A 14,248-nucleotide genomic window follows, 5' to 3' on the forward strand; every position below is an offset into this window, starting at 1 on the left:
GTGAACGGCGGGGGCGGTGCCAGTGCACCGGCCCCCGCCGTCATTCAGCCGTGACTGACGGGTGTCAGGCCTGCTCGGCGTCCGCGGCCGGAGCCTCGGCAGCGGCGGGGGCCTCGGCCTGCTCGGCAGCCTGCTCGTCGGCAGCGGCGGCCGGCTCGGCGTCGGCGGCCTTCTCGGTCTCGGCGGAGGACTGGACCTCGTCCGTGCCCTCGGCGTCAGCCTTCTTGTCGCCCGCGAGCAGGTCGCGCTCCCACTCGGCGAGGGGCTCGCCGGCGGCCTTCTCGCCCGGCTTCGAGTCACCGCTGGCGGCACCGGAGCGGGCGATGAGGCCCTCGGCGACGGCGTCGGCGATCACGCGGGTGAGCAGGGTGACGGAGCGGATCGCGTCGTCGTTGCCCGGAATCTTGTAGTCGACCTCGTCGGGGTCGCAGTTGGTGTCGAGGATCGCGACGACCGGGATGTGGAGCTTGCGCGCCTCACCGACGGCGATGTGCTCCTTCTTGGTGTCGACGATCCAGACGGCGCTCGGCACCTTCTGCATCTCGCGGATACCACCGAGGGTCTTCTCCAGCTTGGCCTTCTCGCGGGAGAGGACCAGGAGCTCCTTCTTGGTGAGGCCGGAGGCGGCCACGTCCTCGAAGTCGATGAGCTCGAGCTCCTTCAGACGCTGAAGGCGCTTGTAGACGGTGGAGAAGTTGGTGAGCATGCCACCGAGCCAACGCTGGTTGACGTACGGCATGCCGACGCGCGTCGCCTGCTCGGCGATGGCCTCCTGGGCCTGCTTCTTCGTACCCACGAACATGATGGAGCCGCCGTGGGCGACGGTCTCCTTGACGAACTCGTAGGCGCGGTCGATGTACGACAGCGACTGGAGCAGGTCGATGATGTAGATGCCGTTGCGCTCGGTGAAGATGAAGCGCTTCATCTTCGGGTTCCAGCGACGGGTCTGGTGACCGAAGTGGACGCCGCTTTCCAGCAGCTCCCGCATCGTGACGACGGCCATGGCCGTACTCCTTGATTTTCTCGGTTGCCGCGACCGCAGGATTGCTGTCGCGCCTGACGCCCCGACGCGCCGTGCCACAAGGGACCGAGGAGCGCGGCCACCGTCCGCTGAGAGGGAGGTGGCGGGGCGTGCGAAGTCGACCCGGTGACCCGGATCGCCAGAAGAAGTGTACGGGACCCGCCGGGTCCCGGGTGACGGCGATGTCCACAACCGCCCGGTCATCCACAGATCCGGGTCGTGATCCCCCGCCGAACCGGTCTCCGGGAGATCGTTTCCGTCATGTGCCGCTCACCTGGAACGACCGCCGGCCGGCCCTTCGGCGCCCGCTCGGCACCGCCTGCGTTGTCCGGACCCCGCCCTGCCCCGCGGGCGCTCCCCCTGGTGGCCGCGCTGCTGGCCGCCGGGCTGCTCGCGGCCCTGCCGTTGCCGGACTCCACCCTGGCCGCAGCGGACGGTCGGGCACCGGGGCCGGCCTCCGCCCCTGACCAGGTCCCGGCACCGGGGCCCGTGCCCTCGGGGCAGGAGCCCGCACCACCGGGGCCCGTGCACTCGGGGCAGGAGTCCACGCGGGCGGGGGACAGGTCCTGGCCGGTCGGGGGCCGTACTCGGCCCCTGGTCGTACGGGGCTGGGAGCCGCCCGCCGGTCCATATGGGCCGGGCCACCGGGGAGTGGATCTCGCCGCACCCCCGGGCACCCCGGTGCTGGCGGCCGCCTCGGGCAGGGTCGCCTTCGCGGGGCCCGTGGCAGGGCGGGGTGTGGTGTCCGTCGATGTGGCCGGGAGCGGGGAGCCGCCGCTTCGCTTCACGTACGAGCCGGTGCGGGCGCGGGTCACCGAGGGCGACGAGGTGGCCGCCGGACAGGTGGTGGGTGTGGTGGGACCGGAGCCCTCGCACTGCTCCTCGGGCTGTCTCCACTGGGGCCTGCGCCGCGCGGAGCTCTACCTCGATCCGCTGTCCCTCCTGCCCTCGTCACTGCTGCGACGGGGACCCTCCCGGCTGCTGCCGGTCTTCGGCGTACCGCTTCCGGAGCCGGACTCCCCCGGGACCGCTCAGCCGCGTACGCCGCGCAGGATCATGGCCACCGCAGTGTCAGCGACGATGCCCGGTTCCTCCGCCGCGCCCAGCTCGATCCTGCGCACGGCCGCGTCCACGGAACCCTGCAGCAGCATGGCCGCGAGCCTCGGTTCGGTGTGGCCCAGGTCGGCAAGGGCCTCGACGATCATGGCGATCAGTCCGCCGTGTGCGGCGCGGATCTTCTCCCGCGCACCCGCGTCCAGCTCGCTCGCGGAGATGGCGACGACCGCACGGTGCCGCCGGTCCCCGACCAGGTCGAGCTGCCGGCGGACGTAGGCCTCGATCTTCTCCTCGGGCGCACCGGCCCGCTCCATCGCGTTCTCGACCTCGGCGGCCCAGACGGGGAAGTCGACGGCGCAGAGTTCCTCGACCACGGCGGCGCGCGAGCGGAAGTACTCGTAGACGGAGGACCTCGCGAGGCCCGTGCGCTCGGCGAGGGCGGGGAAGGTCAGCGCCTCCGTACCGCCCTCGGACAGCAGGGAGCGCGCGGCGTCCAGGAGGGCGCCGCGCTGCATGGTCCGGTGCTCGGCCACGGAGGCCGCTCGAATCCTGGGCACCCGTCCACTCTACGGCGGCCCCGGTTCGAAGGGGGGTCCGCGTACGCGTCCGGGTGGCCGAAGCCGGTCCGGCTCAGCGTCCCGCGTCGGCCAGTTTCGCGCGGAGCTGGAGCACCGACTTGGTGTGGATCTGGCTGACCCTGCTCTCGGTCACGCCGAGCACGTTGCCGATCTCGGCGAGGGTCAGGCCCTCGTAGTAGTAGAGCGTGACCACGGTCTTCTCCCTCGCGGGGAGCGTGTTGATGGCGCGGGCGAGCAACCGTCTGAGCTCGCGGTCCTCGGCGACCTCGACCGGATTGTCGGCGGCGGTGTCCTCCAGCGTGTCCATCAGGCTCAGCCGGTCGCCGCCTTCACCGCCGACGTGCAGCAACTCCTCGAGCGCCACCACGTTGGCGAGCGACAACTGGCTGAAAACAGCGTGGAGTTCCTCCAGCGGGATGCCCATCTCCGAGGCGACCTCGGCTTCCGACGGTGTACGCCGGAGCTGCGCCTCGAGCGTGGCGTAGGCCCGCTCGACGTTGCGCGCCTTCTGTCGCACGGACCTGGGAATCCAGTCCAGGGCCCGGAGTTCGTCGATCATGGCGCCGCGGATCCTGGTGATCGCGTAGGTCTCGAACTTGATGGCCCGCTCGATGTCGAACTTCTCGATGGCGTCGATCAGCCCGAAGACACCGGAGGAGACGAAGTCCGCCTGCTCCACGTTGGACGGCAGCCCCACGCTGACCCGGCCGGCGACGTACTTCACCAGGGGCGAGTAGTGCAGGATCAGCTGCTCCCGCAGCCGCCCGTCGCCGGTGGTCTTGTACGAACGCCACAACTCGTCGAGCGACGAGGGGGCGGGAGGGCGCACAGTGCCACGCGCAGCCGGTGGTGCTGCCGCGCGGTCAGACCCGGAGGTGTGCTGGGGCATGTGGTGCCTTGAGCCTTCTGCTGTGAAGTACTGGGACGTGTCTCTGGGGCGGATTCCTTGTGAGCGTAGCGTGACTGAGGTGTTGCGGTGCGCACAGGACGAGGGAACCGTGCCGTGCGATCGCGGTCCGGATCCGCCGCCGTCCTCCTGCCTCCCGGCAGGGCCGACGACGGGGATCACCACCGCTCGCACCGTCCCCGAAGGGCTGACCGGGTGCTGTCGGGGTCACCGGCATCACCTTTTCACCCGAATGCTCCGGGTCAAGTACCGCCTCGCCGCACGTCCCCGTCGCGTGTGCGTCCGGGCGTCAACCGCCAGCCGTCGCCCTCTCGTTCGACGAACCCCAGTGAGTGCAGTTCGTACAACCGCCCGAGGGCTTCGTCCGTCGACACTCCGGCGCTCCGGGCCACGTCACGGCCTCCCGTCGCACCCTTCCAGGTGAGCGCGTCCAGCACCTGCGCGGAGACGGCGTCGAGGGCGTCCCTGGGCAGGACGCGGCCGCTCCTGACCGGGGCGAGTTCACCGATCTCCCCGACGAGCTCGGCGATCTCGGCGGCATCGGTGACCAGGACCCCCTCACCCCGCAGGAGTTCGTGGACTCCGGCCGAGAGTCCGCTGGTAGCAGGGCCGGGAACCCCCATCGTGAAGCGGCCCAGCCGCTGTGCGTTCCGTGCGGTGACCAGCGAGCCGCTGCGGTATTCGGCCTCCACCACCACGGTGCCTCTCGTGAGGGCCGCGATCACCCTGTTCCGCAGGATGAACCTGGTGCGCGTCGGATGGTCGGAGGGAGGCAGTTCGCCGATGACGACGCCCTGTTCGGCGATGCGTCCGATCAGCCCGGCGTGCCCCCGGGGGTAGGCGACGTCGACCCCGCACGCCAGCACCGCCACGGTCGCGCCGCCGGCGGCCAGCGCCCCACGATGGGCGGCACCGTCCACCCCGAACGCCGCTCCGGAGACGACCACCCAGCCCCGCTCGGCCAGCCCGGCGGCGAGCGTCCCCGCCATGTGCGCCCCGTAGGGTGTGCAGGCCCGCGCACCGACCAGGGCTACCGAGCGCAGCGCCCAGAGACGCAGGTCGGACCGCCCTCGCACCCAGAGACCGATGGGCCGGGCGTCACCCAGGTCGTCGAGCTGGCTCGGCCACTCCCGGTCACCGGGGCAGACGAACCGCCCGCCGACCCCCGCGACCGCCGCCAGATCCCGCCCGGGGTCGGCGCTCGACGCCCGCAACCGGTATCCGGCGAGCCGGGGCGCCGTCATCCCGTCCAGCTCCCGCGCCGGTCCGTCCGGGCCCGTGAGACGCCGCATCAGCTCGACGGGCCCGGTCTCGCGGATCCAGCGGCCGCCACGCTCGTCCCCCGGTTCGAACACCCGGGTCAGGGCGGCGCGTGCCAGCCGCTCCGGCTCGCCGTCGGCCGACCAGGCGTTCACAGGGCACCGGCCCGCATCGGGACCCCTCGCTGGATGCCCGTGCGCAGTTCCAGTGCCACCGCGACGTCCGAGGCGTCCGGGCGGCCGGCACCCCTGAGGTCCGCCACGGTCCATGCCACGCGCAGGACGCGGTCCAGGCCGCGGGCCGTGAGGAGTCCCCGCTCCATGTCCCGCTCCGCCGCCATCAGGGCGCCGGGCGCCGCGACCAGCCTCGTACGCAGCTCGTGTCCGGGTACTTCGCTGTTGGTGGTCCAGGGCGTGCCCGCGAGCCGCTCCGCGGCCCGCTCCCTGGCCTCCCGGACCCTGGCGGCCACCTCGGCCGAGGACTCCCCGCGCGCCCCGCTCCCCATCAGGTCCGCTCGGCCGACGGGCTCGACCTCGACCCGGAGGTCCACCCGGTCGAGCAACGGGCCCGACAGCCGTGCCTGGTAGCGGCGGACCGCGGAGGGCGGGCACTCGCACCCCGCGCCGGCCAGGGTGTGCCTGCCGCAGGGGCAGGGGTTCGCCGCCAGGATCATCAGGAAGCGCGCGGGCAGCCGGACGACGCCGGCCGCCCGCGCGACCACCACGTGCCCGGACTCCAGGGGCTGGCGCAGCGCGTCCAGGGCCCGCACGGAGAACTCCGGAGCCTCGTCGAGGAAGAGGACGCCACGGTGCGCCAGGGACACCGCGCCCGGTCTCGGCAGGCCGTTGCCCCCGCCGATGAGCGACTGCATCGTCGCCGAGTGGTGAGGCGCGCAGTAGGGCGCCGCACCGATCAGGGGCTCGCCCGGCGGGAGGATCCCCGCGACGGAGTGCACCGCCGTCACCTCGAGGGACTCCTGCCGGGACAGCGGCGGCAGGATCGCCGTGAGCCGCTCGGCCAGCATGGTCTTCCCCGCCCCCGGCGGCCCGGAGAGCAGCAGATGGTGGCCTCCAGCGGCCGCCACCTCCAGGGCCTTGCGTGCCCGCCCCTGGCCGGCCACCTCCGCCAGGTCGGGGCGGTGGGCCGCACCGCCCGCGGCCGACGGGGCCAGTCCCGTGCCCAGGCCCGCACCCGGCACCATCAGCCCGGCGAGCATCGTGTCGGGACGTCCGGGGCCGGCGTCCGGCTCCTCGGGCACGGGTTCGTCGCCGAGGACGGCGATCAGCTGACGCAGGCTCCGCACTCCGAGCACCGAGACGCCCGGGACGAGTGCGGCCTCCCCCGCTGTCTGCTCCGGGACGACGACGTGCCGGTACCCGGCCTCCGCTGCCGCGAGTACCGCGGGGAGCACCCCGCGCACCGGGCGCACCCTGCCGTCGAGGCCGAGCTCCCCGATCATCACCATGTCGGCGATGGCGGTGGGGTCGATCCGCTCCGCCGCCCCGAGGACCGCGCACGCCACGGCGAGATCGAAACCCGAACCGGATTTCGGCACGGAAGCGGGGGACAGCCCCACCGTGAGCTTCTTCTGCGGCCACTCGGCTCCGGAATTGACGACCGCGGCCCTGACGCGGTCCCGGCTCTCCACCAGGCTCTTGTCCGGAAGGCCGACGAGCGTGAACGCCGCCACGCCCGGCTCCAGATCGGCCTGGACCTCCACCACCACGCCCTCGACGCCCACCAGCGCCACCGAGCACGCCCGCGCGAACCCCATCAGGCCACGCCCCGCACGTGCTCGACGACGGGGGTGCCCCGGCGGGGCACGAGGACCCCGACCAGATCGATCCGGGCGCCGCCCGGCGGCGGCCCGCCGTGACGGTCGAGCCAGATCTCGGCCAGCCTGCGCAACCGGTCGGCCTTGGCCGGCGTGACGGCCGCCATCGGATGTTCGAAGGAACCCTCCCTGCGGGCCTTCACCTCACAGACGACCACCGCGTCGCCGTCCCTGGCGACGATGTCGATCTCTCCCGCGCGACAGCGCCAGTTGCGCTCCAGCACGGTCATGCCGGCCTCCGCCAGCAGTCGTGCGGCCAGATCCTCGCCGTACCGCCCGAGTGCCCCCCGTGCGTTCATGTCGGCACCACCTCCGGCACCGACTCTGCCGCTGTCCGGCCGATCTATTGGATCTTGGTGGAAAACCGGGTGATTGTGGAAATCCCGGCCACTCGGACGAGTGAACCGGGACGTCGGGAGGATCTGCCGGGATCAGCCGCCCGGGAGCTCGAGGTCGCTCTTGTTGAGCTCCTCGATATTCACGTCCTTGAACGTCAGCACCCTGACCTGTTTGACGAACCGGGCAGGCCTGTACATGTCCCAGACCCATGCGTCCGCCATCGAGACCTCGAAGAAGACCTCCCCCTGGACCGAGTGCACCTGCATCTCGTAGTCGTTGGTGAGGTAGAAGCGCCGCTCGGTCTCGATCACGTATTTGAACAGACCGACGACGTCGCGGTACTCCCGGTAGAGCTTCAGCTCCATCTCGGTCTCGTACTTCTCGAGGTCCTCGGCACTCATGGCAGTTCCCCTTCAGCCGTGCGTCCCCCTATTGTGCGCCAGCCCCGCCCGCCCCTGGCCTATTAGACGATTTCGGGGGTGAGAACCAGCGGAACACCCGGGGGACCCTCGTCGAGCAGCGTGCGCAGCAGCCCGGCGAGCCTGGTCGGGTACACCGTCTCACGCGTGGCCAGAAGTTCGGCGGAAGTCCACCACCTCAGACCGGCGACACTGCGCAGCTCCAGCTCGGTGAGGCCCTTCTGGTCCGTGTCCGTCTGCGAGGTGCGGGCCAGGAAGTACCACTCGTCCTGGTCCCAGCGCCGCCCGTCGAACGGGAAGGAGCAGACCCTCGTCCACAGCAGCGGACCGAGGGCGACGTCCGTGATCCCCGTTTCCTCGGCGAGTTCCCGCAGCGCGGCCTCCTCCCGGGTCTCGTCGCCCTCCAGGCCTCCGCCCGGGGTGAACCACCACCTCTCGGCCGGATCCTCGGGTTCGAAGCCGTGCAGCAGCAGGATCCGGTCGTCCGGGTCCAGCAGCACCACGCGGGCTACCTCGCGTGTCTCAGCGGGCACCGGCGGACGCCTTCGGTCGTCCGGCCCTCTGCGTGGAGCGCGCCGAGAGCGGTCCGTAGGCCGCGCCGCCCAGGATGAGCACCGCACCCACCACGAGGGCCCCGACCTGCAGCGGCAGCGGGCCCTCGGACGACACACCGCCGGGCAGAGCCGCGAAGGCCCCGGGTCGGCCGATCATGCCGTTCATGGGCCAGGCCACGGCATCCACGCGCGCCTCGACGGCGCTGCGCGGCACCGAGCCGTGTCCCGGATCCTCCAGATGGACGCGCGAGTCCATGGAGGTGCTGCGCTCATCGCCGAGCAGGAAGAGCCGGCCCTCGGGGACATCGGCCGTGAAGTCCTGCGGAGAGGCGGGAGCCTTGCCGTCCGCCCCGATCAGCGACGAGGCTCCCTCGGCGCGCAGATACGGTTCTTCGACCGGCTTGCCGTTGACCGTGAGCCGGCCGCCCCTGTCGCAGCAGGCCACCTTGTCGCCGCCCACACCGACGACCCGCTTCACCATGGGCACGTCGCCCCATACCGAGTCGGTGAAGACGACCACGTCCCCGCGCCGTACGTCGCCGCCGTCCACCCGCTCCGCGAGGACCCGGTCGCCGGCGTTCACCGTCGGCGTCATCGAGTCGGTCGGCACGGTGTACGGCTTGTACACCACCGCTCCCCAGGCGAACCCGCCGAGGAAGAGCACACAGCCGACGGCCACGGCCAGGTTCGACAACGTGTTGCCGAGCCGGCCGCGGCCGTCATGACGTCCTGATCCACTCATCCCAGCGCTCCCCATCGGAGATCGACAATCGCTGATCCGAGTCGGCACCCTACCCGGCGGTATGCCCGCGGGTCAGCCTGCGACGACGCCAGAACACGAGGGGCAGCGCTCCGGCTACACCCAGTGCGCCCGGCACCGCAGCTGCTGCGGCGGCATCGAGGCCGGGCTGGTCGAAGGTCTCCGGGACAGGCAGCGTCGCCCAGCGGTTGACGGGCCACGCCACGACGACGGCACGCCCGACGACCTCGTCGGTGGACACCGTGCCCTGACCGGGAAGCTCCTGGTGGTAGCGGGAGTCCAGCGAGTTCTGCCGGTGGTCGCCCATCACCCAGATCCGGCCCTCGGGCACATGGATCGGCCCGAACGGCTCGTCGTCACAGGCGCTGTTGCCCGCGAAGATGAACGACTTGTCGTCCAGCGCCTTGCCGTTGACCGTGACCGGCCCGTTCTTCTTGCACTCGACGGTGTCACCGCCGACCGCGATGACCCGCTTGATCAGGTCCTTCTCCTCCGCGGACGGCATCAGACCGATGAAGCTCAGGAACTTCTGCACCGCGTTGGGCTCGGGGGTCGCCGTGTCCTCCAGCCAGCCGCCCGGGTCATGGAAGACCACGACCTCGCCGCGCTCCGGCTCGGAGCCGAACCACGGCGTCAGCTTGTCGACGAGCACCCGGTCGCCCCGCTGCAGAGTGTTCTGCATGGAGTCCGAGGGGATCGAGAACGCCTGCACCAGGAACGTCTTGATCAGCAGCGCGAGAATGAGCGCGATACCGATGAGGAGCGGCAGCTCCTTCCAGAACGAACGTGGCTTCTTCACCGCCGCACTGCCACCGTCCGGGGACTCGCCGTCACTTTCCGCCTCCGCCGGGACCCCGTTGCCCGAAGGCCGGTCCTCGGGTTCGTCGTGTCCGGATCGTGCGCCGACCGCCAAATCCCCCACATCCACTCCTCACTCCGTGCCACCGCCCGCGCCCGATTCGGCGCAGGCCCACCACTCCCATAACGAGCGGGAGTTCCGCAGGGGTCGGGAGCAGGACCATTCCGTTGCGATCCTGGGAGGACACACTATTCGACGGGGCTGTCGCGGCCGTCGCTCCGGCACTCCCGTCGGGTACGGAGGCGAACGTTCCGGGCTCCTCCAGCCTGCGCCAGTGCCCGAAGGGCCAGGCGATCACCACGGCGCGTCCGACGACCTCATCCTGCGACACCGTGCCCTTTCCCGGCTTGTCGAGATGGAAGCGCGAGTCCGCGGAATTCGACCGGTGGTCGCCCATCACGAAGATGCGGCCCTGGGGAACCTTTACCTCGAATTTGAGAGTGGACGGCACATCGCCGGGATTGAGGTACGGCTCGTCGAGCGCCACACCGTTGACCGTGATCCTGCCGTCCGCGCCGCAGCACTTCACGGTGTCGCCCCCGACAGCCACGACGCGCTTGATCAGGTCCTGCTCGTCCTCGGAGGGGAGCAGGCCGATGAAGGTCAGCAGTTCCTTGACCTGTTTGATCCCGGCGGGCGGGTCCTCGGTGGGGGTGTTCTCCTGCTGCAGCCAGCCGCCCGGGTCCTTGAAGACGACCACGTCGCCGCGCTGAGGTTCGGAGCCGAACCACGGGGTGAGCTTGTCCACCAGCACCCGGTCACCGATCCGGATGGTCTGCTCCATCGATCCGGAGGGGATCACGAAGGCCTGGACGATGAAGGTCTTGAGGAACAGCGCGATCAGAAGCGCCACCAGGACGAGGAGGGGTATCTCCTTGATCGCGGACCGCTGCCTGCGGCGTTTCACCTTGCGGGCCAGTTTGCGGCGCTCGGCCCGTGTGGGCAGCGAACGGGCGCCGGTCGGCCTCGACCCCGTGGGCAGCGGCGGGCCCGTGTCCGGTGCCCGCCCGCGCCCCCGGTTACCCATGGTCCGCGCCCGACGGCCGTATCCCGGCGAAGGCGTCGGTGCCCTCCAGGGAACCGAGCCTGCCGAGCGGCCAGCCGAGCCAGTCGACCCGTCCGATCACGCGCTCGACGGGCACCATGCCGCCCCCGGGCTGCCCCAGGTGGTCGCGGGAGTCCCGTGAGTTGCGGCGGTGGTCGCCCATGACCCACAGCTTGCCGTCGGGCACCACGATGTCGAAGGCGACGTCCGACGGCCGGTCACCGGGGTTCAGATAGGGCTCGTCCACGGGAGTGCCGTTCACTTCGAGCCTCCCCCGCTTCTCGCAGCAGACCACACGGTCGCCCCCCACGCCCACCACCCGCTTCACGAAGTCGGACCCGGCGGGCTCGGCCAGCCCGAGGGACGCTGCTGCGCCGCGCAGCAGCGCGCCGACGCCGTCCTCGTCCGACGCCGTCTCCTGGATGAAGGATCCGGTGCCGTCGAAGACCACCACGTCGCCGCGCCGGGGCTCCGAGCCGAAACGGTACGCCAGTTTGTTGACGAGGACCCGGTCGCCGACCTTCAACGTGGGCTGCATCGAGCCACTGGGGATGAGGAAGGGCTGCAGCACGAAGGCGCTGAAGAGCAGCAGGGCAGTCGTGCAGAGCATGCCCAGGAAGACGGTCCGGCCCCAGGTCATCGATGAGGCCGGCCGGTCCGGGACATGCGTGGAGCGCGACCCTTCCTCCACCCCTTCTGCGGGGCCGGAGGAACGATCGCGCTCCATGTGCTGTGCTTCCGTGTCCATCGGGGCCGAATCCTATCGGGCCACGCTGTGGACGCCGGAGGTGAATCAGCGGTCGCGCTTCTCCTTGATCTTCGCGGCCTTGCCGCGGAGCTCACGGAGGAAGTACAGCTTGGCGCGACGGACGTCACCGCGGGTGACGAGCTCGATCTTCTCGAAGATCGGGCTGTGCACCGGGAAGGTGCGCTCGACGCCGACGCTGAAGGAGACCTTGCGGACCGTGAAGGTCTCGCTGACGCCCGAGCCCTGGCGGCGGATGACTACGCCCTTGAACTGCTGGATACGGGAGCGGTTGCCCTCGATCACGCGCACGTGGACGTTGACGGTGTCACCGGGGCGGAAAGCCGGGAGGTCGGTACGGAGCGAGGCGGCGTTGACGCCATCGAGCAGGGAGGTCATGTTGTCTGCTTTCTTCGCCGATGCCACAGGTCATCGACGGGAGAGAGTGAGATTCGGATGCCGTTCACATCGGGCGGGCGTCTGTCCCCCTGTGGCAGGGGCGCACGCCGGACGTACAGCGGGCCTATTCTTCCACGGCCTCGGGCCTGCGCCAAAATCGCCCGTCGGGCGAGGGGGACCAGCCGAGGATGGAGAGCATCTCGCGGTCCTTCTTGTCGAAGCCGGAGGCCTCGCAGCGCTCGATGAGATCGGGCCGGTGGAGGGCGGTGCGGCGGAACGCCTCGTCCCGCCGCCAGCGTGCGATCCGGCCGTGGTGGCCGCTGAGCAGCACCTCGGGGATGCCGCGGCCACGCCACTCGGGCGGCTTCGTGTAGACCGGGCCCTCGAGCAGGTCGGCCATGGCCCCGGGCGCGAAGGAGTCGTCACGGTGGGACTCGGCGTTGCCGAGCACCCCGGGCAGCAGCCGGGCCACTGCCTCGGTGATCACCAGGACGGCGGCTTCACCGCCCGCCAGGACGTAGTCGCCGATGGACACCTCGACGACCGGCATCCGGGTCGCGTACTCGTCCATCACCCGGCGGTCGATGCCCTCGTAGCGGGCGGGGGTGAAGATGAGCCACGGCCGTTCGGAGAGCTCGACGGCCAGTTCCTGGGTGAAGGGCCGGCCACTGGGGGTCGGCACCACGAGCACCGGGGAGTGCGCCCCGGCCTCGTACCCGCCGGCCAGCGCGTCGTCCAGCGCCTCGCCCCAGGGATCGGTCTTCATGACCATGCCGGGGCCCCCGCCGTACGGGGTGTCGTCCACGGTGTTGTGCCGGTCGTGGGTCCAGTCCCGGAGGTCGTGGACGTGTACGTCGAGGCTGCCGCGGGCCCGTGCCTTGCCGACGAGCGAGACGTTCAGCGGGTCCAGGTACTCGGGGAAGATCGTGACGACGTCGAGCCGCATCACGCGTCGCCCTTCTTCGCGTGGTCCGCCGCGTCCTCGTCGGCGCCGTCCGCGTCACGTGCGGAGGCGACCTCGGCCTCGCTCTCGTCGATCAGACCCGGCGGCGGCGTGATGACGACGCGCTGCTCCTCCAGGTCGATCTCGGTGACGATCTCCTCGACGAACGGGATCATCACCTCGCTGCCGTCGGGGCGTTCCACGATGAACAGGTCCTGCGACGGCAGGTGCGAGATCTCGGTGATCCGGCCGATCTCCGTGCCGTCCGCGAGGACGACATCGAGGTCCATCAGCTGGTGGTCGTAGAACTCCTCGGGGTCGTCGGGGAGTTCCGCCGGGTCCACCTCGGCGATCAGCAGGATGTTGCGCAACGCCTCGGCGGCCGTGCGGTCACGCACGCCCTCGAACCGCAGCAGCAGCCTGCCGCTGTGCACCCGGCCGGTCTCGATCGTCAGCGGCCCGGCATGGGCGGGCTCCGTGGCCAGCACGGCCCCGGGCCCGAGCCGGAGCTCGGGCTCGTCGGTGCGTACCTCGACGGTGACCTCGCCCTTGATGCCGTGGGCGCGACCGATCCGCGCAACTACCAACTGCACGCTACTTCTCCCGGTGATCTTCTGCTGAGGAGGCGGTCATGTACGGACGACAAAGGCCGGGGACGGCTCGAAAGCCCTCCCCGGCCCCGGCCGGTGTTCAACTCTTCAGCGAACCTGGTCCACATCGACGAGGTCGACACGGATTCCACGTCCGCCGATGGCACCCACGACGGTACGCAGGGCGCGCGCGGTGCGGCCGTTGCGGCCGATCACCTTGCCGAGGTCATCGGGATGGACCCGGACCTCGAGCACGCGTCCGCGGCGCAGGTCACGCGAGGCGACCTGCACATCGTCGGGGTTGTCGACGATGCCCTTCACGAGGTGCTCAAGAGCCTCCTCGAGCATGCTCAGGCCTCGGTCGACTCGGTGGACGCGGCAGCGTCAGCCGCCTCGTCCGCCTTCTTGTCCGACTTCTTGGCCTTCTGGGTGATGGCCTCACCCTTGGCCTCGTCGCCGTCCGTGGTCAGGGCCTCGAACAGTGCGCGCTTGTCAGCCTTGGGCTCCGGCTGCAGCAGCGGCGCGGGGGCCGGGAGGCCCTTGTGGGCCTGCCAGTCACCGGTGAGCTTCAGGATCGCGAGGACCGGCTCGGTCGGCTGGGCGCCGACGGACAGCCAGTACTGCGCGCGCTCTGCGTTGACCTCGATGCGCGAGGGGTTCTGCACCGGGTGGTACAGGCCGATCTCCTCGATGGCCCGGCCGTCACGGCGGGTACGGGAGTCGGCGACGACGATGCGGTAGTGAGGCGAACGGATCTTGCCCAGACGCTTCAGCTTGATCTTGACTGCCACGGAAGTGGTGTCTCCTGGTCTCTGACGTGGTTGGGCACAAAAGATGCCACGTGGGGTTGCGGTACTCGGGTGCCCGATGGACGCGTCAGCCGGAGGAGAGAGGGGTCCTATGCGACTGTCGAGTACAGCTAGCCATTGTGCCACACCA

Annotated in this window: 17 protein-coding genes and 1 pseudogene; 1 reads left to right on the forward strand and 17 read right to left on the reverse strand. The window is 70.8% G+C overall.

Going from position 1 to position 14,248, the window contains the following annotated elements; all coding sequences use genetic code 11:
- Positions 1-64: 64 nt before the first annotated feature.
- A complete protein-coding gene (gene rpsB, locus LWJ43_RS08535) occupies positions 65-1,003 on the reverse strand; it encodes a 30S ribosomal protein S2 (protein WP_277331699.1) in 939 nt (312 codons plus the stop codon).
- Between the two features lie 279 nt (positions 1,004-1,282).
- Between rpsB and LWJ43_RS08540 the strand changes: the two are divergent.
- Positions 1,283-1,894, forward strand: a pseudogene (locus tag LWJ43_RS08540) (peptidoglycan DD-metalloendopeptidase family protein); the annotation flags it as partial.
- A 158-nt stretch (positions 1,895-2,052) separates the two neighbouring features.
- Here LWJ43_RS08540 and LWJ43_RS08545 read toward each other — a convergent pair.
- From LWJ43_RS08545 to rpsP, 16 genes are all read right to left on the reverse strand, one after another.
- Positions 2,053-2,610, reverse strand: coding sequence for a TetR/AcrR family transcriptional regulator (locus LWJ43_RS08545; protein ID WP_277335838.1), 558 nt, complete (start codon positions 2,608-2,610; stop codon positions 2,053-2,055).
- 97 nt (positions 2,611-2,707) lie between these two features.
- Positions 2,708-3,544 carry an RNA polymerase sigma factor WhiG gene (whiG, locus tag LWJ43_RS08550; protein ID WP_277331700.1) on the reverse strand — a complete coding sequence of 279 codons (837 nt, stop codon included), beginning with the start codon at positions 3,542-3,544 and terminating at the stop codon, positions 2,708-2,710.
- A 260-nt stretch (positions 3,545-3,804) separates the two neighbouring features.
- Positions 3,805-4,977, reverse strand: a complete 1,173-nt coding sequence (dprA, locus tag LWJ43_RS08555) for a DNA-processing protein DprA (protein WP_277331701.1) — start codon at positions 4,975-4,977, stop codon at positions 3,805-3,807.
- Positions 4,974-6,596 (reverse strand): YifB family Mg chelatase-like AAA ATPase, encoded by a 1,623-nt coding sequence (locus LWJ43_RS08560; RefSeq protein ID WP_277331702.1) that lies wholly within the window; start codon positions 6,594-6,596, stop codon positions 4,974-4,976. Before LWJ43_RS08560 ends, dprA begins: the two co-directional genes overlap by 4 nt.
- Positions 6,596-6,955 (reverse strand): YraN family protein, encoded by a 360-nt coding sequence (locus LWJ43_RS08565; RefSeq protein WP_277331703.1) that lies wholly within the window; start codon positions 6,953-6,955, stop codon positions 6,596-6,598. The genes LWJ43_RS08560 and LWJ43_RS08565 overlap by 1 nt, the downstream gene beginning before the upstream one ends.
- 132 nt (positions 6,956-7,087) lie before the next feature.
- Positions 7,088-7,396, reverse strand: coding sequence for a DUF2469 domain-containing protein (locus tag LWJ43_RS08570; RefSeq protein WP_003965949.1), 309 nt, complete (start codon positions 7,394-7,396; stop codon positions 7,088-7,090).
- 62 nt (positions 7,397-7,458) lie between these two features.
- Positions 7,459-7,947 (reverse strand): NUDIX hydrolase, encoded by a 489-nt coding sequence (locus tag LWJ43_RS08575; RefSeq protein WP_277331704.1) that lies wholly within the window; start codon positions 7,945-7,947, stop codon positions 7,459-7,461.
- The gene (lepB, locus tag LWJ43_RS08580) at positions 7,937-8,710 is read right to left on the reverse strand and encodes a signal peptidase I (RefSeq protein WP_277331705.1); all 774 of its coding nucleotides are present in this window, start codon (positions 8,708-8,710) and stop codon (positions 7,937-7,939) included. The genes LWJ43_RS08575 and lepB (LWJ43_RS08580) overlap by 11 nt, the downstream gene beginning before the upstream one ends.
- A 49-nt stretch (positions 8,711-8,759) precedes the next feature.
- A complete protein-coding gene (gene lepB, locus LWJ43_RS08585) occupies positions 8,760-9,641 on the reverse strand; it encodes a signal peptidase I (RefSeq protein WP_277335839.1) in 882 nt (293 codons plus the stop codon).
- Positions 9,559-10,614 carry a signal peptidase I gene (gene lepB / locus LWJ43_RS08590; RefSeq protein WP_277331706.1) on the reverse strand — a complete coding sequence of 352 codons (1,056 nt, stop codon included), beginning with the start codon at positions 10,612-10,614 and terminating at the stop codon, positions 9,559-9,561. The genes lepB (LWJ43_RS08585) and lepB (LWJ43_RS08590) overlap by 83 nt, the downstream gene beginning before the upstream one ends.
- Positions 10,607-11,380, reverse strand: coding sequence for a signal peptidase I (lepB, locus tag LWJ43_RS08595; protein ID WP_277331707.1), 774 nt, complete (start codon positions 11,378-11,380; stop codon positions 10,607-10,609). Before lepB (LWJ43_RS08595) ends, lepB (LWJ43_RS08590) begins: the two co-directional genes overlap by 8 nt.
- Before the next feature lie 45 nt (positions 11,381-11,425).
- Complete coding sequence (gene rplS, locus LWJ43_RS08600; RefSeq protein ID WP_031100562.1) at positions 11,426-11,776, reverse strand: 50S ribosomal protein L19; 351 nt, start codon at positions 11,774-11,776, stop codon at positions 11,426-11,428.
- Between the two features lie 124 nt (positions 11,777-11,900).
- The gene (trmD, locus tag LWJ43_RS08605; protein WP_277335840.1) at positions 11,901-12,722 is read right to left on the reverse strand and encodes a tRNA (guanosine(37)-N1)-methyltransferase TrmD; all 822 of its coding nucleotides are present in this window, start codon (positions 12,720-12,722) and stop codon (positions 11,901-11,903) included.
- Positions 12,722-13,312 (reverse strand): ribosome maturation factor RimM, encoded by a 591-nt coding sequence (gene rimM / locus LWJ43_RS08610; protein ID WP_277331708.1) that lies wholly within the window; start codon positions 13,310-13,312, stop codon positions 12,722-12,724. Before rimM ends, trmD begins: the two co-directional genes overlap by 1 nt.
- Before the next feature lie 105 nt (positions 13,313-13,417).
- Positions 13,418-13,657 carry an RNA-binding protein gene (locus tag LWJ43_RS08615; protein ID WP_014153811.1) on the reverse strand — a complete coding sequence of 80 codons (240 nt, stop codon included), beginning with the start codon at positions 13,655-13,657 and terminating at the stop codon, positions 13,418-13,420.
- 2 nt (positions 13,658-13,659) lie between these two features.
- Positions 13,660-14,100: a 30S ribosomal protein S16 gene (rpsP, locus tag LWJ43_RS08620; protein ID WP_277331709.1), complete on the reverse strand. Its 441-nt coding sequence runs from the start codon at positions 14,098-14,100 to the stop codon at positions 13,660-13,662.
- Positions 14,101-14,248: the final 148 nt, after the last annotated feature.

The organism is Streptomyces sp. JH34, assembly GCF_029428875.1.
GTDB lineage: Bacteria > Actinomycetota > Actinomycetes > Streptomycetales > Streptomycetaceae > Streptomyces.